The sequence below is a fragment of the Ornithinimicrobium cryptoxanthini genome, assembly GCF_023923205.1.
Classification (GTDB): Bacteria; Actinomycetota; Actinomycetes; order Actinomycetales; family Dermatophilaceae; genus Ornithinicoccus; species Ornithinicoccus cryptoxanthini.
This window is the reverse complement of sequence record NZ_CP099490.1, coordinates 184,619-205,533: the sequence shown is the minus strand read 5'-3', so window position 1 is coordinate 205,533 and position 20,915 is coordinate 184,619. Positions and strand designations below refer to the sequence as shown.

Genomic DNA, 20,915 nt, shown 5'->3' with positions numbered 1-20,915 from the left:
CACACTGTTACTGACAAGTAGGTACTGCTGGTATCGGGTACTTTGACAGGCGCCGCGATCGACGTCGATCACGCAGCTCGGGACGAGGACTGAGGACATGAGCCACTACAAGAGCAACCTTCGCGACCTGGAGTTCAACCTCTTCGAGGTGCTTCGCCGGCAGGACATCCTGGGGCAGGGCGCCTTCGGCGACTTCGACGAGGAGACCGCGCGCGACATCCTCGCCCAGGTCTCCACCCTGGCCGAGAACGAGCTCGGAGAGAGCCTGCTTGAGTCTGACCGCACCCCGCCGACGTTCGACCCAGAGACCGGCGAGGTCACCATGTCGGAGGCCTTCGTCAAGTCCTTCCTGGCCTGGCGCGACGCCGAGTGGTGGCGCATGGAGGTCAGCGAGGAGCTCGGCGGCACCCGCGCCCCTGCGTCCCTGACCTGGGCCGTCTCGGAGATGGCGCTCGGAGCCAACCCGGCCGTGAAGATGTTCTCCGCCGGTTACACCTTCGCAGAGGTGCTGCGCACCCTCGGCAACGAGGCCCAGCAGAAGCTCGCGCTGCAGATGATCGACAACCACTGGGGCGCCACGATGGTGCTCACTGAGCCGGACGCCGGCTCCGACGTGGGCGCGGGACGGGCCAGTGCGGTCCAGGCCGAGGACGGCACCTGGCACATCACCGGCGTGAAGCGCTTCATCACCTCCGGCGAGGCACCCTTCTATGACAACGTGATCCACTTCGTGCTGGCTCGTCCCGAGGGTGCCGGACCGGGCACCAAGGGCCTGTCGCTCTTCATCGTGCCCAAGTTCCACATCGGCGAGGACGGTGAGCTGGGCGAGCGCAACGGCGTCGAGGTGGCCAACATCGAGCACAAGATGGGCCTGAAGGTCTCCACGACCTGCGAGCTGCGCTTCGGCGAGGACGAGTCCAACCCGGCCGTCGGCACCCTGCTCGGTGACGAGCACAGCGGCATCGCCCAGATGTTCCACATCATCGAGTACGCCCGGATGCTGGTCGGCACGAAGGCCATCGCCACCCTGTCGACGGGCTATCTCAACGCGCTGGAGTATGCCAAGGAGCGCGTGCAGGGCGCGGACATGACCCAGATGACCGACAAGAGCGCCCCGCGCGTCACCATCACCCACCACCCCGACGTGCGGCGCAGCCTGATGCTGCAGAAGTCGTATGCCGAGGGGCTGCGGGCGCTGATGCTCTTCACTGCAGCCCAGCAGGACACGGTGATGATCGCCGGCGACAACCCCACCGAGGAGTCCCAGCTGGCGGAGAAGGTCAACGACCTGCTGCTGCCGCTGGTCAAGGGGTGCGGTTCGGAGCGGGCGTGGGTGCTGCTCGGCACCGAGTCGCTGCAGACCTTCGGCGGCTCCGGCTTCCTGCAGGACTACCCGATCGAGCAGTATGTCCGCGACGCCAAGATCGACAGCCTCTATGAGGGCACGACCGCGATCCAGGGCCAGGACTTCTTCTTCCGCAAGATCGTCCGGGACCAGGGCCAGGCGCTGGGCCACGTGGCCGCGCAGATGATGGAGCTGGTCAAGGGCGGCGGCGCGGATGACTTCCTGGCCACCGAGCGCGGTCTGCTGGGCCGGGCGCTGGAGGACATCCAGGGCATGGTGGAGTTCCTCGTGGGTCGGGTCATGGCGTCTGACGCCCGCAGCGGTGGGTCAGCGGAGGCAATCTATGCGGTCGGCCTGTCGACCACCCGCTTCCTGCTGGCCGCCGGCGACGTCGTGATCTCCTGGCTGCTGCTGCGCCAGGCCGAGGTGGCCCAGGCCGCCCTCGACGCCGGCGCGACCGGGGCCGACCAGGACTTCTATCTCGGCAAGGTCGCCGCCGCGCGCTTCTTTGCCCGCGACGTCCTCCCCCGCGTGCACTCCGACCGCGGCATCATCACGCACGTCGACGACTCGATCATGGAGCTTCCCGAGGCCGCCTTCTAGACCGTTCCTGGTGCGTCCGGGTCGCGGCCCAGCCTGCGGTCGGCCAGCACCGGGAACGACTCGCGCACCTCGGCCACCGCAGTCGGGTCGATGGTCACCGAGAGCACCTCCTGCCCGGTGCCCGCCTCGGCCAGCACCTCCCCACGCGGGTCGATGACCGCGCTGTGGCCACCCATCGGCGTGCGCGCGTGGGTGCCGGCCGTGTTGCAGCCGAGCACGAAGCACTGGTCCTCGATCGCCCGGGCGCGCAGCAGCAGCCGCCACGCCTCGACCCGTGCCGCGGGCCAGGCGGCCGGCACCACGAACAGCTGCGCCCCCTGATCGACCTGCGCGCGATAGAGCTCGGGGAACCGCAGGTCATAGCAGGTCGACAGCCCCGCCACGAGCCCGTGGGCAGGGGCCGGCAGGTCGAGCACGACGACCTCCTCACCGGCCTCCATCAGCCGGGGCTCACCGTTGCCGAAGCCAAACCGGTGCATCTTGCGATAGCGAGCGATCCGCTCGCCGCGGGCGTCGAGCAGCACCGAGGTGTTCCACAGACCACGTCCCTGCGGCCCCGGTTCGCCCGGAGGAGCCTCCGCGATCGATCCGGCGTGGACCACCGCCCCGATCTCGCGGGCGACCTCGGCCATCCGTGACACGACAGGTCCGTCCACGGTCTGGGTGCGGTCCGGCCAGGCGCGGTAGTCGAACGCGCCCGCGCTCCACATCTCGGGCAGGACCACGAGGTCGTGCCCCTTCTGGGCCCGCACCAACTCGACCACCCGGTCGGTGCGGTCCTCGACCGACTCGTCGTCGGCATATTCCACCTGGATCAGCGCGATGCGCATGGGTTCCTCCTAGTGCGGCCTGGGATCGTCGCCCCGGCGGGACAACTGCGCCAACCGCTCGTTGTATGCCGTGAGCTCGGCGTCGTGGTCACGGTCGGCCTGGCGGTCGAACCGGGTGGCGTCACGACTGTCCGAGCGCAGCCAGTCCCGCGTCACGAGCATGGCCAGCACCACGGTCGGCAGCTCGCCGATGCCCCAGGCGATGCCGCCGGCCAGCTGTTGGTCAGCCAACAGGTCAGGCACCCAGGGCAGGGCGACCGCCTTGAAGAAGCCGGGCGCGAGCAGCCAGTTGCCGGTCATCAGCGCCAGCCCGAAGAACGCGTGGGCCGCCAACGTGCCGATGAGGACCATCAGCCGCATCGGCGCCGGCCACTTGCGCGGGCCGGGGTCGGTGCCGATCAGGGACCAGACGAACGCGTAGCCGGTCAGGACGAAGTGGACGACCATCACCACGTGTCCGGAGTGCGTGCGCAGGGACCACTCGAACCAGCCGGTGTAGTAGAACGCGATCAGCGAGCCGAAGAAGATGACCGCGGCCACGAGCGGGTGCACGAAGAACCCGGCCCACCTCGAGTGCACGATCGCCAGGATCACCTCGCGTGGGCCGAGCGTCTTGTCCCTGCGCGCCGTGAGCGCGCGAAGAGCCAGGGTGACCGGTGCCGCGGGCACCAGGAAGATCGGGACCGCCATCATCAGCATCATGTGCATGACCATGTGCAGGCTGAACTGGACCTTGCCATACATCCCGGGAGCACCCGAGGTGGCATAGATGAAGATCAGCCACCCGACCACCCAGACGATGGTGCGACCGACGGGCCAGGCGTCACCGCGGCGGCGCAGGCGGACCGTGCCCGCGACATAGAGGCCGATCGCCAGGGCGGCGGGGATCAGGAAGAGCCACATCGGTTCCCAGGCCGTGAGCAACCGCCCCCAGGTGAAGGGTTCGGGCATCGGGAAGCCGGTCAGCGGCAGGACGTGGTCATCGCCGGTGATGTCCTGCACGACCGGTGGCGGGGTGCGCCCCAGCGCGACACCGAGGCCGATGGCGACCGCCATCACCCCCAGCTCGGTCAGTGCCAGACGGGCGAAGACTCCTGGCCTGGTGGTGTCCCGCTCGAGCAGCTGACGGCGCTGGTTGAGACCGAACATCCCGAGCACCACCAGCGCCAGCACCTTCAGCCACAACAGCATCCAGTAGGGCGAGGTCAGGTCGCCGAGATCGTCGAACTGCAGGAGCGCGAAGAGCACGCCGGAGCCGCCGACCGCGACATAGCAGGCCAGCGCGACCGTGGAGAAGCGCTCCAGCGTGACCTGGACCGCCTGGCCCAGCACCGGGCGCAGGACCACGATCGCCAGCAGGGCGCCCACCCAGAGGCTGACGCCGACCAGGTGGATCAGCAGCGCCGTCATGCCCTGCTCGTGACCGACCAGGCTGCTGCCGTGGCCGGCAAAGCTGATCGGCCACAGCGTGGCGATCGCCAGCGTGAAGGCCCAGGCGAGCTGACCGCGCGTGCGGGCCACGGCGGCCGCGACACCCACCAGGACCGCCATGCCGAGCTCGATCGCGATCAAACGGGTGATCTCGAGACCCCAGGCGTTCGCGCGGAACTCGCCCCAGAACGCCGGGTCGGTCAGCGGCAGGGCCGAGGACTGGGAGAAGGTGAAGAGGAGCGCGAGCAGGGCCGTCAGCGCCCAGGCTGCGGCGCAGTATGCCGCGGCGACGGCTGCCGTGGCCCGCCGCGAGGAGCGCCGTCCCTCGGGGGCGAGGAACGCCGCCACGAGGAGCAGCCCGATGGTCAGTGCGGCCGACAGGTCGTGCAGGACCCGCGCGATGACCTGTCCGTAGCGCACGACCGGCCCGGTGTCGCCGAGGATGAGGGGCGTGACTGCTCCGGAGGCGGCGGCCGCGACCAGCGCCACCACCACCGCGGTCACGACGACCAGGGCCACCGGGGCGCCCAGGATCCGCCGCGGGTCCGCGCCGGGAGCGCTGGTGGCAGGTGTCGTGGTCTCGGTCGTCACACCCCCATGCTAGGTAGGCTGACCACATGCCCATCCACCCCGCTCCCCCAGAGGACCTCGACGGTCTCGTCGAGGCGTTCCGCCAGACCGTGCAAGCAGTGATCGACCTGGGGCACTCGTGCTCGGATGAGGACTTCGCGCGCGCGACGTCCTGCCCGGGATGGACACTGCAGGACCATCTCTCGCACATCGCTGCCGTGGAGCACTTCCTGGACGGTGGCGAAAATCCCGAGCTCGACCTGACGGGGCTGGAGCACGTGCGCCACGAGTTCGGCGCCTGGATGGAGCACGGGGTGGCGCTGCGGCGGGACCGGTCAGGGGCCGAGGTCGTGGCCGAGCTCGAGACGCTGTTGCACAACCGGCTGGCCTCGCTGGCCGACCCCACCCTGACGCTAGCCACGCAGGTGCTCGGGCCGATGGGCTCGAGCAGCTCGCTGCGGGGCCTGCTGCTCCTGCGCCTGCAGGACATCTGGACTCACGAGCAGGACGTGCGCGAGGCGCTCGGTCGGATGGGCAACCTGGACACGCCGGCTGCCGCGGCGTTCGTCAACGGCGTGGTGCGTCACTTCGCAAAGCTGGTGCAGGACGTGCCGATGGCGGACGGTCAGACCGTGATCCTGGAGAGCACCGGGCCGGTCACCGCGCGCACCGGCGTGCGGGTGAGCCACGACGACGACGGTGCGGTCACCTATCACCAGCTGTTCACCGGCGAGAGCGAGAGTGGGATGGGCGCCGCGGTCCACTCCGAGGACGACCCGACGACCACGATCAGCCTGTCGACCGAGGAGCTCGGGCGCCGCGCTGCTGGACGACGCGCGACCAGCGACACGGCATACTCCGTCGTCGGCGACGAGGAGCTGGCGGAGCGGGTGCTCGACGCGATCACCTTCACTCCCTAAAGACCTGGGGCTGGCCTGGGTCGCCTCGCAACCGCCACCGCCGAACCGCCGCTGCAGAACCGCCACCGCGGACCCCACCTAATCAAGTTGCTTTGCGCAAGCAATTGCCGCAGACTAAGCAGGAGAGCCACCCCGACGAGGGACGTCGAGGGGGGCCAGCCCGGGTCAATGAAGCCGCCGAGTGCGATGCCTCAGCACCCGCTTTCCCGCAACTGCATCCGCTCAGCGCACCGCCTGGGTCCGTGAGACGTCGAAGGAGCATGAAGTGAAGAAGTTCAGTGTGATCGCCCTGGCGATGACCGCCACCCTCGCCCTGGGTGCGTGCAGCACCGAGGACGAGCCCGACGAGCCCACCGCCGTGGAGCAGACCTCCGAGGACACCGGTGGCGACAACGCCGGCGCGACCAGCGACGACATGGCCGCCGAGACCGGCGACGCCGCAAGCCAGACCGGCGACGCCTCGAGCCAGACCGGGGACGCCGCAAGCTACAGCGACCCTGCCTGCCAGGAGTTCTTCACCGAGGGCGGCACGCTGGCCGACCGCGCTGAGGCTGCCCGGGCTGCCCTTGACGCCGGCACGGTCACCGACTCCGTTGCTGTCAGCGAGGTGACGACGCTCAAGAGCCGCATCGCCGCGACCGCTGAGGCCGCTCCGGATGACATCTCGGCGCTGCTGACCGAGGTCAACGCCCCCTTCGCCGAGGTCGTGGACGCCAAGAACGCCGGCGGCGTGGACCCGGAGAGCGGCGAGATCACCCTCCCGGAGATCGACACCCAGGCCTCCGCCGACGCCCAGGCCGAGCTGGAGACCGCCTGCGCCGGCTGACGCCAGCCTGACGTCGCAACGGCGCCGATCCCTGCGGGGTCGGCGCCGTTGCTGTTCCCTCGGGTCGGTCAGCTGGTGAACAAGCAGAACGGGTGACCGTGCGGATCGATCATCACCTGCACTGTCTCCTGCGGCTGATGAGGGTGCTCTGTCGCGCCGCACTCGATCGCCCAGGCCGCGGAGACCTCGAGGTCGTCGACCCACAGGTCAAGGTGGGACATCACCTGCTGGGCGTCCGGGCCGGCCGAGACCACGATGGCCTCGCGAACCGGGACCGACCTCACGGGCACGGACGTCACGGGCACTGACCCAGGACCGGTGGCGACCGACGGCCAGCCGAGCTGGCTCGGCACCGGCGTGGGCCACACGGGCGGCACATAGTGCTCGTCCCACTCGAAGTTGAGCGTCATCCGCAGGCGTCCCTCGACCCGCCTGAGCTGGGCCCACCCTGCCGTCGGTGGTTCGCCGGCGCGGGGTCCCTCGGAGTCGGCGACCTCGACCCCGAGCAGCCGGGCATAGAAGTCGGCGAGCTCGCGCGGCGCGCTGGTGCTGATCGACACCGAGGTGACTTCGATCCTGGGTCGGGCCATCAGCTCCTCCTCAGCTCACGCCCGTGCGGCTGAACCACCAGAGTCCCAGCACGAACGAGGCGACGACCAGGATCGCGGTCCCGGCGACCCACAGGCCGGTGCCCCAGTCCCCGAACAGCGCGAGGGCGACGCCGACCAGCGCGACAGCCACCGCCACCTGGCCGGCCGTCCTCGTCGCACGGAACTGGGCAAGCCGGTCGGCCGCGTCGGCCTCATGACCGGTGACCAGTCGCGCAGCCGGTTCGAGACGGCGGGCCACCGAGTGCAGCACGGCATACCCGAGGAAGAGTCCGCCCCCGATGACCGCTGCCCGCGGGTTGCCCCGCGAGAGGGCCAGGAAGACCACGGCGACGGCGGCGAGCACGCACAGGACGGTGAACAGGCGGTCCTTCAACCGCAGCGGACGGCGCGGCGCACGAGAGCCACCGAGGCCATGGCCATGCCCGTCGCGTCCGACACCGCCGACGCGCTCGGCGGCGTCCGGTGCGGTCCGGCGACCGGTGCGCGCCGGCAGCCGCGAGTCGTCGGACCGGGACACGGCTCAGCCCCAGACCAGCGCGCGGCTCGGGTCCTCCAGGATCGCGGCCAGGTCGGCCAGGAACTTCGAACCGAGCTCACCGTCGACCAGGCGGTGGTCGAAGGCGACCGCGAGCTGGGTGACCCAGCGCGGCACGATCTCCTCACTGCCGTCGGCGCCGGTCACGACCCACGGCTGACGCCGGACCGCGCCGAAGGCCACGATCGCGGACTCGCCGGGGTTGATGATCGGGGTGCCCGTGTCGACGCCGAAGACACCGACGTTGGTGATCGTGATCGACCCGCCGGACATCTCGGCCGGCTGGGTGCGACCGGCCCGGGCGGTCTCGACCAGGTGGGCCATGGCCTCCGCGAGCTGGCGCAGGTCCATCAGGTCCGCGTCCTTGATGTTGGGCACCATCAGCCCGCGCGGGGTTGCCGCGGCGATGCCCAGGTTGACGTAGTGCTTCTGGACGATCTCCTGAGCGTCCTCGTCCCAGGCGGCGATGATGCCCGGGTTGCGCTTGACCGCCAGGCACAGCGCCTTGGCCAGCACCAGCAGCGGCGAGATCTTCAGACCCTTGAACTCGCGGTCGTTCTTGAGCCGCTCGACCAGCTCCATCGTGGCGCTGACGTCGACGGTGATGAACTCCGTGACGTGCGGGGCCGTGAACGCCGAGGAGACCATCGCCTGCGCAGTCACCTTGCGCACCCCCTTGACCGGGGTGCGCGTCTCACGCTCGCCCGAGCGGTCGAAGGCAGGTGCTGCGTATGCCGTCGCACGGGGGGCTCCGCCCCCCGTGTCCCCCCCGGACGCTGGCTCAGCAACCGCGTCGGAGGTCGCGGCAGGCGCCTCGAGCTGTGCGGTGGCCGCCGCACTGCCACCGGCGAGGTGGGCGTCGACGTCTGCGCGGCTGATCACCCCGTCCTCGCGGGAGGGGGAGACCGCGGCCAGGTCGACGCCCTGGTCCTTGGCATACTTTCGCACCGGGGGCTTGGCCAGCGCCTTGACCTTCGTGGGAGCGGCCGGCGGCTCCGGTGGTGCCTCGGCAGTGGGCTCTCCGGCGGCGGACTTGCGGGCCCGACGCGTCGTGGCCGCGGCGGTAGGGCCATAGCCGACCAGGTTGGCCTCACGAGCCGGCTCTGGTGTGCTCTCACCGGGGGCTGCGAGCGTGCCCGGCTCCGCCGCTGCAACGGCGTCCCCGCCGTCCGCGGCCTCCGCACCACCCGGGCCTGTGGCGGCCGGCTCGCCCTCACCGGTGTCGATGACCACGATCGGAGACCCGACCTCCACCGTCTCGCCCTCTTGGGCCAGGATCTCACTGACCGTGCCGGCCCACGGGATCGGCAGCTCCACGAGCGACTTGGCCGTCTCGATCTCCACGACGATGTCGTTGACCTTGACCTCGTCGCCGACCTTCACCTTCCAGGTGACGATGTCTGCCTCCACGAGGCCCTCGCCGGGGTCGGGCAGGTTGAACTGGGGCATCGGCATACTCCTTGCAGGTCAGTAGGCGAGCGAGCGGTCGACGGCGTCCAGGACGCGGTCCAGGTCGGGCAGGAAGACTTCCTCGTGCCGACTCGGCGGATAGGGGATGTTGTAGCCGCCGACCCGGATCACCGGTGCCTCGAGGTGATAGAACGACTCGTGCTGGATCATCGCGGCCAGCTCGGCGCCCATGCCAAGGAACGTCTGGGCCTCGTGCGCCACGATCGCCCGACCGGTCTTTTTGACCGACTCCAGGATGACCGGCAGGTCCAGCGGCGACAGCGAACGCAGGTCGATGACCTCGATCGACGTCCCCTCCGCCTCGGCGGACTGCGCTGCGATCATCGCCGTCTTGACCATCGGACCATAGGCCAGCAGCGTCACGTCGCTGCCCTCGGCGCGGACCACCGCGTCGTGCAGGCCGTGCGGGGCGCTCTCACCCAGCTCGACCTCGCCACGCTCGTGGTAGCGCCGCTTCGGCTCATAGAAGACGACCGGGTCGTCACTGGCGATCGCCTGCTGCATCATCCAGTAGCCGTCCTCGGCCGAGGAGCAGGTGACCACCCGCAGGCCCGCGGTGTGCGCGAAGTAGGCCTCGTTGGACTCACTGTGGTGCTCCACGGCACCGATGCCCCCGCCATACGGGATGCGGATGACCATCGGCAGCTTCAGGTGCCCCTGCGAGCGGTAGTGCATCTTGGAGACCTGGCTGATGATCTGGTCGAAGGCCGGATAGACGAACCCGTCGAACTGGATCTCCACCACCGGACGGTAGCCGCGCAGGGCCAGACCCACCGCCGTGCCCATGATCCCCGACTCCGCCAGCGGGGTGTCGATGACCCGGTCCTCCCCAAAGTCCTTCTGCAGGCCCTCCGTGATGCGGAAGACGCCGCCGAGCTTGCCGATGTCCTCGCCCAGCAGCACGACCTTGGAGTCGGCCTCCATGGCAGCACGCATGCCGGCGTTGAGCGCCTTGGCGATCGTCATCTTCTGGGGCGCGGCCCCACTGCTGGCACTCATCAGTCCTCCTCCTCAAAGCTCGCCTGGTAGGCCAGGAACTCCTCACGCTCTCGCTCCACGAGAGGGTGTGGCTCGGCATAGACCTTCTCGAACATCTCCGAGTGCGGAGGGTTCGGCATCTGCTGGCACGCGGTGCGGATGCGCAGGGCCAGCTCGTCGGCCTCGGCGTCGAGGGCCTCGAGCCACTCCTGGTCGGCCAGACCCTTGCTCTCCAGGTGCTTGCGCAGCCGGTCGATCGGGTCCTTCTTCTTCCAGATGTCGACCTCCGCCGCGATCCGATACTTCGTCGGGTCGTCCGAGGTGGTGTGCGCTCCCATCCGATAGGTGAACGCCTCGATCAGCGTCGGACCACCACCGCTTCGGGCCCGGTCCAGAGCACCCTGGGTGACGGCCAGCGAGGCGAGCACGTCGTTGCCGTCGACCCGCACGCCCGGGATGCCAAAGCCACGCGCACGCTGGTAGGGCGGGATCGTGAACTGGCGGTCGTTGGGCTCGGAGATCGCCCAGTGGTTGTTCTGGACGAAGAAGACCACCGGCGAGTGCGCCACCGAGGCAAAGACCAGGGACTCGTTGTAGTCACCCTGGGCCGTCCCGCCATCACCGGTGAAGGCCATCACGGCGGTGTCCCGCTCCGGGTCACCGGTGCCGACCATGCCGTCCTTCTGCACCCCCATCGCATAACCCGACGCGTGCAGCATCTGGTTGCCGATGACGATCGTGTAGAGATGGAAGTTGTTCTCGTTGGAGTCCCAGCCACCGTGGTTGACCCCACGGAACATGCCGAGCAGGTTGATCGGGTCGACCCCCTTGCACCACGCCACACCGTGCTCGCGATAGCCGGGGAAGGCGTAGTCCTGCGGTCGCATCGCGCGACCGGCGCCGACCTGGGCAGCCTCCTGCCCCAGCAGCGACGGCCACAGGCCGAGCTCGCCCTGCCTCTGCAGCGCGTGACCCTCGGCGTCCACGCGGCGCACCAGCACCAGGTCGCGATAGAGGCTGCGCAACTGCTCGTCGTCGATCGCGTCGACATACTCGGCATACGGGCTGTTGACCTCGTTCAGCGCGACCGGCTGGCCGTCGGCATCGAGGAACTGGACCATGTCCGGACCGCCATCGGTGATGTCTCTGGCGGGTGGTTCGTGGGTCGCGGGCGCGGCGGTGGCCACCGGCGCGACGACGTCGTCGCTCACTGGTTCGTGCTCCTTCATGCGGCCGGCGCGCGAGGCGCCGGCCAGTCGCAGGGTCGACCCCACGCTACCGCAGCAAGGGGACGGTCACCGACCGGAGCAGACCCGGACAGGGAGTATGCCGCGGGGTCACGCAGCAGCCGCTCGTCACCGCTCAGTCGGGCAGCCGCACCTGCACGGCGAGGTCGCCGCCCCACAGGTCGGGCTCGAAGCCGGCCTCGACGGACGGGGCGTAGGGCACGTCGTCGTCCCAGGTGTCCTCCCGGATCAACAGGTCCTGCTCGGCACCGACCGGACCGTAGGTCGCGGTGATCGTGTAGCGCCCCAGCGGGACCCCGCCGAAGGCTCCCATCACATCCACCGGCACGTCGACCGGCTCCCCCGCCGTCCCGTCGACCAGCGGGGCGGACGGGGTGAAGTGCAGGGTCACCAGGGTGATGTCCTCGATCCCGTAGGTGCCGTAGTCCTGGTAGACGTGGCCACCGCCCCCGTGGAACAACACACCGTCGCCCATGGGGCCGCCGATCCGCCAGACGAAGTCCCGGATCGCACCCTCGCTGCTGGCGAACGGCGACTCGTCCACCTCGAGCCGGAACGTGAAGCGCTGACCGTCGTAGTCGACCTCGTGCTGGCCATACATCCGCCAGGTCGTCTCCATGAGCGAGAGATCCAGGCGGTAGGCGCCGTCGGCGTCGGTCACGGCCTGCGCGTTGCTGTCATAGAGCATCGTGTTGTCCGCCAGCACCGAGACCCCCGGCATCGGGCGGCCCTGGGGGTCGAGGACCCGCCCCTTGACGACATACGGCTCGACCTCGCCGAGTGCGACCTCGGCGGCGACTGGCTCGCCGACCTGCCCACCAGCCTCACCGCCGGCGCCCTGGTCGGCTGAGGGCGCGCCCGCGGTGCCGTCGACCGAGGCACTGGGCCGTGGTGGTTCGGACACCTCGGGTGGCCCCCCGGTGCAGGCCGTGAGCAGGGTCGCTGCGAGCAGGAGGGAAGCGCCAGATCGCCAGGTTCTCTGGGTCATGTCGGTGAGGCTAGCGGCCTGACCCACCCCGGGGATACCGCCCAGAGGATGAGTTCGGGAGCCTCGGGGAGGACTCGTCGCCGTTGGACATCGCTCCCCGGATGTATGCCGTGGGCCGGGTCGACCGAGGCCTGCGGGTCCGCTGACAGCGAGCGTGGTGCGACCTATGGTGGGGCATGGCCTCCGAGTTCGAGATCGACTGGCAGGACGCGGTCCCCCCGCTGGTGCTCGCCCTGGACGTGGGGTCCACCGCGAGCCGGGGGATGGTCTTTGACGCCCACGGCAGACCCGTGGGCAGGCGAGCCAAGGTCGCGCACGGCTTCACGGTGGCGCCCGACGGCACCTCGGAGCTCGACCCGGACCAGGTCGTCGAGGAGCTGCGCGAGATCATCGACACGCTCACCACGGCCCTCGACGGCCGCCCCGTGGCCGGCGTTGCTCTGGACACGTTTGCCTCGTCGCTGGTCGCCGTCGACAGGCAGGGTGCGGCGCTGACTCCCTGCTACACCTATGCCGATAGTCGCTGCGGTCACCACGTCGACTCCCTGCGCGAGGAGGTGAGCGAGGAGGAGATCCAGCAGCGGACCGGCACCCGGGTGCACTCCAGCTACTGGCCGGCCCGGCTGCGCTGGCTCGCCGCGGAACGACCCGAGGTCGTGGACGCGGCCGCTCTCTATCTCTCGCTCGGCGACTACGTCCTGCGCTCACTCACCGGTGCCGTCGCCACGGGCACCTCGAGCGCCGCCTGGACCGGCATGGTCGACCGGCACACGGCCGACTGGTCACCCGAGGTGGTCGCGCTCGCCGGGATCCGCCTAGACCAGCTGCCGCCCGTCCATCACCTTGACCAACCGCTAGAGATCTCTGCGGAGCGCGCTGGCGAGCTGGCCCGCACCTGGCCAGAGCTCGCCGAGGCGCGATGGTTTGCGGCGGTCGCGGACGGGTTCGCCGCCAACGTCGGGCTCGGGGCCCATGACGAGACGACGATCGGTGCCTCCTGTGCCACCTCGGGAGCGCTCCGGGTGCTCATCCGGGACCTGCCTGACGAGCTCCCGGCCGGCCTCTGGTGCTACCGCGTCTCCCATGACCGCGCGCTGCTGGGCGGTGCCCTCAACGACGTCGGCCGCGCACTGGCCTGGGCGGACGCAGCCCTGGCGACCGGCGCGGCGACCGGCGCGGCGACCGGCGCGGCGAGCCAGCCGGCATACGACGTCGCCACCGATGCGCTGACCGACGCCCTGAGGTCCGAGCCGCAGGAGAGCACCCCACTGGTCCTGCCGTTCTTCACCGGCGAGCGCAGCACCGGGTGGGCCTCGCACGCTCGAGCGGTCGTCACCGGCCTTGGTGAGGGGTCCTCACCGGTCGAGGTCTATCGCGGCGTGGCCGAGGGGATCGCGCTGGCCTACGCCCGGATCGAGTCTGAGCTGCGGGTGGCCGCGCCGCAGTCACAACAGCTCGTCTGCGGCGGTCGCGTGAGCACCGACCGTCCCGAGCTGCTGCAGATGATGGCCGATGCGATGCAGGCCCCGGTCACACCGGTGACGATCAAGAGGTCGACCCTGCGTGGCTGCGCCCTGCTGGCGCTCGAGACGCTCGCGCCCGGCGTGGAGCGGGCCCGTCCTCCCCACGGCGAGACCCTGACCCCGGACCCGCAGCGTCGGCGCCATTATGCCCACCGGCTAGACCGCTTCGAGCGGGTCTATGAGGCGCTCTTCCGCAGCTGACGGAACTCCTGGGCGATCTCGATGAGGCGGTCGTTGGCCTCGGTCTCGCCGATCGTGCACCGGACCCCGTCGCCGGGGAAGGGTCGCAGCGTCAGTCCCTGCGCCTGGCAGCTGCTCGCGAAGTCCACCGAGTCGTCGCCGAGCGGGAGCCAGACGAAGTTGGCCTGGGTGTCCGGCACCGCCCAGCCCTGCTCGCGCAGCGCCGCCAGGACCCGCTCCCGCTCCTGCACCAGGGCCTTGACCCGCAGCTCGAGCTCGTCGTAGGCCGCCAGGCTGGCGATCGCGGCCCGCTCGGCGAGCATGGAGACACCAAACGGCGTCGCGGCCTTGCGCAGGGCGGTCGCCACGTCCTCGTGCGCGACGGCATAGCCGACGCGCAACCCGGCCAGGCCATAGGCCTTGGAGAAGGTGCGAAGCACGGCGACGTTGGGGAACTCGCGATAGATCGCCAGCGCGTCCGGGGCGTCCTCGGCGGTGTTGAACTCCAGGTAGGCCTCGTCGATGACCACCAGGATGTCGCTGGGCACCGCAGCCAGGAACTCGCGCAGTGCCGCACCCGTGACCGAGGGGCCGGTCGGGTTGTTCGGGGTGCAGACCAGGATCAACCGGGTGCGGTCGGTCACGGCGGCAGCCATCGCCGACAGGTCGTGCTCGGCGGTCTCGGTCAGCGGGACCTGCACCGACGTGGCCCCGGCGAGCGCGACCACGATCGGGTAGGCCTCGAAGGAGCGCCAGGCATAGACGACCTCGTCGCCGGGGTCGCAGGTGATGTTGATCAGCTGGGCGAGCACGCCCACGCTGCCGGTGCCGGTGGCGATGCTGCTGGTCGGCACCTCCCAGCGCTCCGCGAGCGCGTCGGTCAGCGCGGTGACAGCCATGTCGGGATAGCGGTTCATGCTGCCGGCCGCCTCGGTCACCACCTGCAGCACGGAGGGCAACGGCGGGTAGGGATTCTCGTTGGACGAGATCTTGTAGGCCGTCAGTCCCTCGACCGGCGCGGCCGGCTTGCCCGGCTTGTAGGCGGGGACGCCGTCGAGCGTCTTGCGGAGGCGGACACCGTGGTTCATGCATCTGAGCGTAGACGGTGCGACGATATGCCCATGTCCTTCCTCATCAAGGTCCTCGTCAACGGCGTCGCCCTGTGGGTGGCTGCCCTCCTCGTCGACGGCATCGTCTTCGAGGAAGCCAGCAGCACCACGGCCCAGGTCCTCACCATCGCGGCCGTCGCCCTGATCTTCGGTGTGCTCAACGCGGTCATCAAACCGATCCTGACGATCCTGTCGCTGCCGGTGCTCATCCTGACTCTCGGGCTGTTCACGTTCATCCTCAACGCGATCATGCTGTGGCTGACCCAGTGGGTGGCTGCATGGTTCGACCTCGGCTTCGACGTGCAGAGCTTCTGGTGGGACGCCGTCCTGGGCGCCCTGATCATCACGATCGTGTCGATGGTCCTCAACGCGGTGCTGCCCGACGGTAGGGACTGACATGGCGCTCGAACCCACCGAGGTCTCCATCCCGACACCGGACGGAGCCATGCCGGCCCAGCTGTGGTTCCCGCCCACCGTCGACGACCAGGATCGACCGGCACTAGTGGTCTTCCAGGAGATCTTCGGCGTCAGCGACTACATCCGGCGCCGCTGCGAGGACCTCGCCGACCTGGGGTATGCCGTGCTCGCACCAGAGTTCTACTGGCGTCTGCCCAGGCAGCGTGTCGATGAGTCTGCCGACGACGTGCTCGACCAGGGGATGGCCCTGGTCTCCCAGCTCGACTGGGACACCGCCGTCCGCGACGGCGTCGCGGCGACCGAGCACCTGGCTGCCCTGCCCCACGTCGGCAAGGTCGGCCTCGTGGGCTACTGCCTCGGCGGCGGGCTGGCGTTTGCCGTGGGCGCGCGGGCCACGACACCGCTGGCGCTGCTCGTCAGCTACTACGGCTCAGCGCTGCCGCAGCTGGTGCAGGCCGGGGTGCAGGTCAACCTGCCGAGCCTGCATCACTTCGGCACGGCCGACGCCTACATCCCCATGGAGCAGGTCGCGCAGATCCGCGACTGGGTCAGCCAGGGCCACGACGACGTCCGGTTCAAGCTCCATGAGGGCGCGGGGCACGCGTTCGACAACCCGCACCCGATGTTCCGCCACAAGGCCGCCTCACGCGACGCCTGGCGGCAGACGGCGAAGTTCCTGAGGAAGCGCCTGCCCGTGACCTGACGCGGTCAGCCGAGCTCGCGCTAGGTCGGTGTCTGGCGGGACAGGTGGGCCGCACTCGGGTGATGATGGTGCTGCACGCACCCCGCGTGCCATCGATCAGAAGGAGACTCAATGGGCATCGGACTTGGCATCACCCTGCTGGTGGTCGGAGCCATCCTGACGTTCACGAACCTCGACGAGAGCTATCTCAACACCAACCTCGACGTGGTCGGCTGGATCCTGATGGGCGGTGGCGTGCTGGCACTGATCATGGGCATCATCCAGAACGCTCAGCGCTCCAACAGCAGCCACACCGTCATCGAGGAGCGCCGCGGCGGACCTGACGTGATCGAGCGCCGCGACGACCCGCGCGTCTGAGGCAGCTCACACCACAGCCATAGCCGCACCCGGCGGCGCCCCGCCACAGGCCTACCCCCGACAGCGCCCCGCCACAGGGCGGCCTCCCGCGTGCAGTTGCATGGATTCTTCACGCTCCGAAGCCGGCGAATTCAAGGGGTCTGCGCAACGGTGAGTAGTTCGGCGAGTCTAGCGGCGGGAGTCGCGAAGCCGAGTGTTTTGCGGGGTCGGGTGTTCAGGAGGTCCTGGGCGTCACGGACTTCTTCGTCGGTGACCTTGGCGAAGTCGGTGCCTTTGGGGAAGAAGTCACGGATCAGGCCGTTGGTGTTCTCGTTGGTGCCGCGTTGCCAGGGTGAGTGCGGGTCACAGAAGTAGACCTGGCAGTCACTGGCCAGTGTGAAATCAGCGTGCTCAGCCAGCTCAGATCCTTGGTCCCAGGTGATGGTTCGGCGCAGGTCGCCCGGGAGGTCGGCGACCATCTGGATCAGGGCCTGGGTCACGGTCGGGGCGTCGTGGCGGTCCGGGAGTCGGTAGATCAGCACGTTGCGGGTGGCCCGCTCGGCCAGGGTGATCAACGCGGTGGCGCCCTTGGCACCGATGACGAGGTCTCCTTCCCAGTGGCCGGGCACGGCCCGGTCGGCCACCTCGGCAGGTCGGGCGCTGATGTGGTTGTCCTCATCGATCCAGGACCGGCTGCTGGCCTTGGGCGGCAGCTTGGAGCGGGGCTTGCGGCTCGTGCGGCCGGTGCGGGTGGCCTTGGCCACCTTCACCTCGTGACGCAGGGAGCCTTTGCCCTGGACGTACAGCGCTTGGTAGATCGTCTCGTGGGACACCCACATATCTTCCTCGTCCGGGTAGCTGAGACGCAGGTCAGCAGCGACCTGCTCGGGCGACCACCTCTTGTTCAGCCGCTCGATCACCGCGGCTCGCAACCGCGGGCAGGACAACCGGCGGGCCTGCGGACGGGCCGCCGCGGCAGTGGCAAGGTCCTGCGCGGCCCGAGCGCGGTAGCCGGCTCGGTCAGCGAACCGGGCCAGCTCCCGACCGATCGTGGAGCGGTGCACGCCCAGCACCCTGGCGATATGGGCGTTGGTCGCGGTGGTGCCAGCCAGGTGCTGGAGCACCCCGCGCCCGGCCTGGGTCAACCGGCCCCGCTCATCGCGGTAGTCCTCATCCATAGGTACAGCAGGTACCAGGCTCGCGCGAGCCGCCGCCCGCGACGCGCCGTCCAACCCCCCGATCCCACCGGGTTGCCCGGACCACCCCTGCGCGACGATCCACCGGTACAGGGTCGACTCGTTGATGCCGAGCGTGCGGGCGACCGCTGTCAGGCTCTTTCCCTCGGCAAGCATTCCGAACGCTTCGGCGCGACGCTGTGCACTGCTCGGCTGGCCCACCTGACCGGCCACCCGCACCGGAGCGATCAACTCCTCCCCGGCCGGGGTCAGCAAGCCCCGGGCATCGACATAACCGCCCTCAAGGAAGCCAGCCGGCAACAGCTCCGGTCGCAAGACGAGCTGGTCGGCGGCCACACCCGTGGCCCGCACCCAACGAAGCACCGACGACCGGTCCCGGGCCAAGACCCTGCCCACCTCCTCCAGAGCCATCCCAGCAGCCACCAAACCCAGACCATACGAACGCAGCACCATGCCTCCCGGCAGATTGGTGTTGCGCTGACCCCTGAACCCAAGGCCAGACCGTGTGAAGGATCCATGCAGTTGCACCATGGTCGGCGGCGCGTCTCCACGCACGGGGCGCGTCTGACGGGGGCGCGTCTGCACGCACCTGGCGGGGCGTCGCTGGCTCAGCCCTGTCGGGCCGCGATCGCCTGCACGAAGACCTGGCCGATGTCGCGCGGGTCCTCAGCGGTGTAGGCCACACCGCCGGCAGCCTGTGCCACCCGCTCGAGCGCGGAGGAGTCGACGTCCGGACCCATGCCGATCAGGATCAACCGGACCGGTCGCTCCGGGTCAGCGAGGTCCCCGAGCTCGGCGATCAGCTCGTCCTCGCTGAGACCACCGGTGGAGTCGTCGTTCACGCCGTCGGTGAGCAGCACGATCGAGCTGACGAACCCGTCCTGCCAGTCCCCCTGCATGTGCAGATAGGCCGCCAGGATCGTGTCGTGCAGACCGGTGTCACCGGTGGTCATGTCCTCGTCCATGCTGCTGGACGCCTCCTGCAGCAGCTCCCGCTGAGTCTTCCCGTCGACATCCGTGGTCAGCTGCCGGACCGGCAGGACCTCGACGAAGTCCTCGTCGTCAGGGCCCCGGTTGGTCGAGAACACCCACAGCCCGACCGCGCTGTCGTCCGGGAACAACCCGAGCCCGCGCTCGGCGGCCTGGCTCGTGATCTGGATGCGGCTGGCCTCGCCAGCCTTCTCGTCCATCGAGCCCGAGACGTCAATGACGGCGAGCAGGCGCGATGGCGGCTGCAGCGTGGTCCACTCCTGGATCAGCGCCTGGACGGCCTCGGCGTCGGGCGTGGTCGCCGCGCCGTCCCCGGCAGCCAGGCCCCCGGCCTCGAAGACTGCGGCAGCCTCCGGGGCGAGCAACGCCTCACGCAGCTCCGCAACTCCGGGAGCCTCCGCGGCGCCCGGCAGCACGACATACGGATAGGAGAGCAACCCCGCACCGCCGCGCGGCGTCAGGCCGACCAGCTCATGGTCGCTGCCGGTCGAGGCCACCACCTGGCTGGCGGTCGTGGGAGCAAAGATGGGGCCACCGCCCTGCACCGCGGCGAGCGGGTCAGCGACCGCGTTCTGCGCGAGCTTGACCATGAGACTCGAGGTGAGTGCCCGGGCAGCATCCGAGTCACCGAGCCCGACGTGGGCGGACAGCAGGGTGGCCATCGTGGCAGGGTCCTGCTGGGGGTCGCCGACCACCAGTGGCAGCTCAGCCGTGACCAGGTCGGCCCAGGTCGGCTCCTCCGCCAAGTTGGCGGTGCTTTCCTCAAAGACTGACCTCTCGGCGGCGAGCACCACTGGTGAGGTGGCCACGACAGGCCCGACCTCGACGCTGACGCCAGCGTCAGCCAGTGCCGCCGCGAAGGCCGGTGAGCTCGGGATCCAGACCTGGGCCTCCGGGGCCTCGCCACCCGCCATCAACGCCGCCACCTCCAGCGAGGGCTGCGCCTCGACCGTGACGGTGGTGCACGCCAGACCGTCGGCGATCTGGGTGATCACCGGCTCGATGTCCGGCGAGGCCAGCACCGTCACCGCGTAGTCCTCCTCGCACTCCGGCGCCGCGGTCTCGTCCGCGGCATCCTCGGTGGACGTCGGGTCGGCGGTGGCGGTCTGCGCGTCGTCATCGCCGGGTGCGGCGCTGGGCGTCGGGTCGGCAGTGTCTGCGTCCCCGCCGAGGGCCCGCGTGATGCCAAAGATCGCCATTGCGGCGACTGCGAGGGCGAGCAGGATCGCCAGAGGGCGCTTCAGGGAGGTCTGGGACTCAGAGCGGTGGCGGGACACAATAGAGCATGTTAGGGGAGTTCTCCCGGAACAGGAATGCCGTCCTCCAGCACGAGCGGACCGTGTGAGGGGTCGGCGGCCAGGATCGTGGTCAGGTGCCGGGCCGCGTAGGGCGCGACATGGCTGCCGACCGCATCCTGCCTGACCCAGTGGACCGACGCCAGCTCACTGGTCTCGAGCACGACCCGGTCGAGCAGGTCCGGCACCTCGCCGAGGTCGAAGACGAACAGCACGGCGTCATCCCACTGGCGGTATGGCGGCAGCCAGTTCACGGCAAGCAGCGGGCCTGGTTGCAGGTCCAGTCCGAGCTCCTCGCTCACTTCGCGGGCCAGCGCGGTGCGCGGTGACTCGTGAGGGTCCACGACGCCGCCGGGCAGGTCCCAGTCGGACTTGTAGGTCAGTTCGCACAGCAGGATCCGCCCCCGCCCATCGCGGATCAGACCCTGGGAGATCACCCTGGTGCGAGGCAGGGTCGCGTTGAGCATGGCCAGGAACGACTCCCTGGTCCCGGGCTCTGGATCGCCGGCCAGTCGGGCGAGCATGGTGACGTCCGCTGGTGGGCCAGCTGACGACATACGGCGTCCCCTGGCCGTGCCCTCGGGCCGCAGACCTGCGCGCTGCAGCGCCACCCTACTGTCCCGGTCACCGACCAGCACCTCGGCCTCCACGCGGTGGGCACCGCCCGCGAAGGCCTGCTCGAGGAGAGGGAGCACCTCGGCGGTCGCGGGCACGCGTCCATCCGGCCAGGTCAGGGCGAGGACGCCGGAGGCCACCTCGCGCAGCCCCAGGCCGGCCGAACCGTGCGTGCTCACGCCGCAACCCTAGCCCGG

The 20,915-nt window shown here is 69.9% G+C and carries 19 protein-coding genes; 7 read left to right on the top strand and 12 right to left on the bottom strand.

The annotated features are described in order from the left end of the window. The first annotated feature begins 97 nt into the window (after positions 1–97). A complete protein-coding gene (locus NF557_RS00920) occupies positions 98–1,948 on the top strand; it encodes an acyl-CoA dehydrogenase (protein ID WP_252621233.1) in 1,851 nt (616 codons plus the stop codon). Here NF557_RS00920 and NF557_RS00915 read toward each other — a convergent pair. After that, the gene (locus NF557_RS00915; RefSeq protein ID WP_252621232.1) at positions 1,945–2,778 is read right to left on the bottom strand and encodes a carbon-nitrogen family hydrolase; all 834 of its coding nucleotides are present in this window, start codon (positions 2,776–2,778) and stop codon (positions 1,945–1,947) included. The two genes, NF557_RS00920 and NF557_RS00915, sit on opposite strands and share 4 nt — an antisense overlap. A gap of 9 nt (positions 2,779–2,787) precedes the next feature. Continuing rightward, positions 2,788–4,800, bottom strand: a complete 2,013-nt coding sequence (locus NF557_RS00910) for a bifunctional copper resistance protein CopD/cytochrome c oxidase assembly protein (RefSeq protein ID WP_252621231.1) — start codon at positions 4,798–4,800, stop codon at positions 2,788–2,790. Positions 4,801–4,826: 26 nt separating this feature from the next. Between NF557_RS00910 and NF557_RS00905 the strand changes: the two genes are divergently transcribed. Both NF557_RS00905 and NF557_RS00900 read left to right on the top strand, forming a co-directional pair. Further along, on the top strand, positions 4,827–5,699 hold the full coding sequence (locus NF557_RS00905; protein ID WP_252621230.1) for a maleylpyruvate isomerase family mycothiol-dependent enzyme: 873 nt from the start codon (positions 4,827–4,829) through the stop codon (positions 5,697–5,699). 265 nt (positions 5,700–5,964) lie between these two features. Continuing rightward, positions 5,965–6,525 (top strand): hypothetical protein, encoded by a 561-nt coding sequence (locus NF557_RS00900; RefSeq protein WP_252621229.1) that lies wholly within the window; start codon positions 5,965–5,967, stop codon positions 6,523–6,525. A 68-nt stretch (positions 6,526–6,593) separates the two neighbouring features. On the opposite strand, the gene NF557_RS00895 is transcribed toward NF557_RS00900, so the two are convergent. The 6 genes from NF557_RS00895 to NF557_RS00870 all read right to left on the bottom strand — a co-directional run bounded on the left by NF557_RS00895 (position 6,594) and on the right by NF557_RS00870 (position 12,354). Continuing rightward, complete coding sequence (locus tag NF557_RS00895; protein ID WP_252621228.1) at positions 6,594–7,115, bottom strand: VOC family protein; 522 nt, start codon at positions 7,113–7,115, stop codon at positions 6,594–6,596. A 10-nt stretch (positions 7,116–7,125) separates the two neighbouring features. Continuing rightward, the gene (locus NF557_RS00890) at positions 7,126–7,653 is read right to left on the bottom strand and encodes a hypothetical protein (protein ID WP_252621227.1); all 528 of its coding nucleotides are present in this window, start codon (positions 7,651–7,653) and stop codon (positions 7,126–7,128) included. A gap of 3 nt (positions 7,654–7,656) precedes the next feature. Then, the gene (locus NF557_RS00885; RefSeq protein ID WP_252621226.1) at positions 7,657–9,126 is read right to left on the bottom strand and encodes a dihydrolipoamide acetyltransferase family protein; all 1,470 of its coding nucleotides are present in this window, start codon (positions 9,124–9,126) and stop codon (positions 7,657–7,659) included. Between the two features lie 12 nt (positions 9,127–9,138). Further along, positions 9,139–10,140, bottom strand: a complete 1,002-nt coding sequence (locus tag NF557_RS00880) for an alpha-ketoacid dehydrogenase subunit beta (protein ID WP_252621225.1) — start codon at positions 10,138–10,140, stop codon at positions 9,139–9,141. Then, positions 10,140–11,330: a pyruvate dehydrogenase (acetyl-transferring) E1 component subunit alpha gene (gene pdhA, locus NF557_RS00875; RefSeq protein WP_252621224.1), complete on the bottom strand. Its 1,191-nt coding sequence runs from the start codon at positions 11,328–11,330 to the stop codon at positions 10,140–10,142. The genes NF557_RS00880 and pdhA overlap by 1 nt, the downstream gene beginning before the upstream one ends. Before the next feature lie 151 nt (positions 11,331–11,481). Further along, positions 11,482–12,354: a carboxypeptidase-like regulatory domain-containing protein gene (locus NF557_RS00870; RefSeq protein WP_252621223.1), complete on the bottom strand. Its 873-nt coding sequence runs from the start codon at positions 12,352–12,354 to the stop codon at positions 11,482–11,484. 176 nt (positions 12,355–12,530) lie between these two features. Here NF557_RS00870 and NF557_RS00865 point away from each other — a divergent pair, with 176 nt between their 5' ends. Further along, the gene (locus NF557_RS00865) at positions 12,531–14,078 is read left to right on the top strand and encodes a gluconokinase (RefSeq protein ID WP_252621222.1); all 1,548 of its coding nucleotides are present in this window, start codon (positions 12,531–12,533) and stop codon (positions 14,076–14,078) included. On the opposite strand, the gene hisC is transcribed toward NF557_RS00865, so the two are convergent. Next, positions 14,054–15,145 (bottom strand): histidinol-phosphate transaminase, encoded by a 1,092-nt coding sequence (gene hisC, locus NF557_RS00860; protein ID WP_252621221.1) that lies wholly within the window; start codon positions 15,143–15,145, stop codon positions 14,054–14,056. The two genes, NF557_RS00865 and hisC, sit on opposite strands and share 25 nt — an antisense overlap. 33 nt (positions 15,146–15,178) lie before the next feature. On the opposite strand from hisC, the gene NF557_RS00855 reads away from it, so the two are divergent. The 3 genes from NF557_RS00855 to NF557_RS00845 all read left to right on the top strand — a co-directional run bounded on the left by NF557_RS00855 (position 15,179) and on the right by NF557_RS00845 (position 16,643). Beyond that, the gene (locus NF557_RS00855; RefSeq protein ID WP_252621220.1) at positions 15,179–15,562 is read left to right on the top strand and encodes a phage holin family protein; all 384 of its coding nucleotides are present in this window, start codon (positions 15,179–15,181) and stop codon (positions 15,560–15,562) included. A 1-nt stretch (position 15,563) separates the two neighbouring features. Further along, positions 15,564–16,286: a dienelactone hydrolase family protein gene (locus tag NF557_RS00850; protein ID WP_252621219.1), complete on the top strand. Its 723-nt coding sequence runs from the start codon at positions 15,564–15,566 to the stop codon at positions 16,284–16,286. Between the two features lie 111 nt (positions 16,287–16,397). After that, the gene (locus NF557_RS00845; protein WP_252621218.1) at positions 16,398–16,643 is read left to right on the top strand and encodes a DUF6458 family protein; all 246 of its coding nucleotides are present in this window, start codon (positions 16,398–16,400) and stop codon (positions 16,641–16,643) included. A gap of 131 nt (positions 16,644–16,774) precedes the next feature. On the opposite strand, the gene NF557_RS17745 is transcribed toward NF557_RS00845, so the two are convergent. The 3 genes from NF557_RS17745 to NF557_RS00830 form a co-directional block, all read right to left on the bottom strand. Beyond that, on the bottom strand, positions 16,775–18,271 hold the full coding sequence (locus tag NF557_RS17745) for an IS30 family transposase (protein WP_425342940.1): 1,497 nt from the start codon (positions 18,269–18,271) through the stop codon (positions 16,775–16,777). A 155-nt stretch (positions 18,272–18,426) separates the two neighbouring features. Further along, positions 18,427–20,085, bottom strand: a complete 1,659-nt coding sequence (locus NF557_RS00835) for a substrate-binding domain-containing protein (RefSeq protein ID WP_252621217.1) — start codon at positions 20,083–20,085, stop codon at positions 18,427–18,429. Positions 20,086–20,096: 11 nt separating this feature from the next. After that, positions 20,097–20,897: an NUDIX hydrolase gene (locus tag NF557_RS00830; protein WP_252621216.1), complete on the bottom strand. Its 801-nt coding sequence runs from the start codon at positions 20,895–20,897 to the stop codon at positions 20,097–20,099. Positions 20,898–20,915 lie beyond the last annotated feature (18 nt).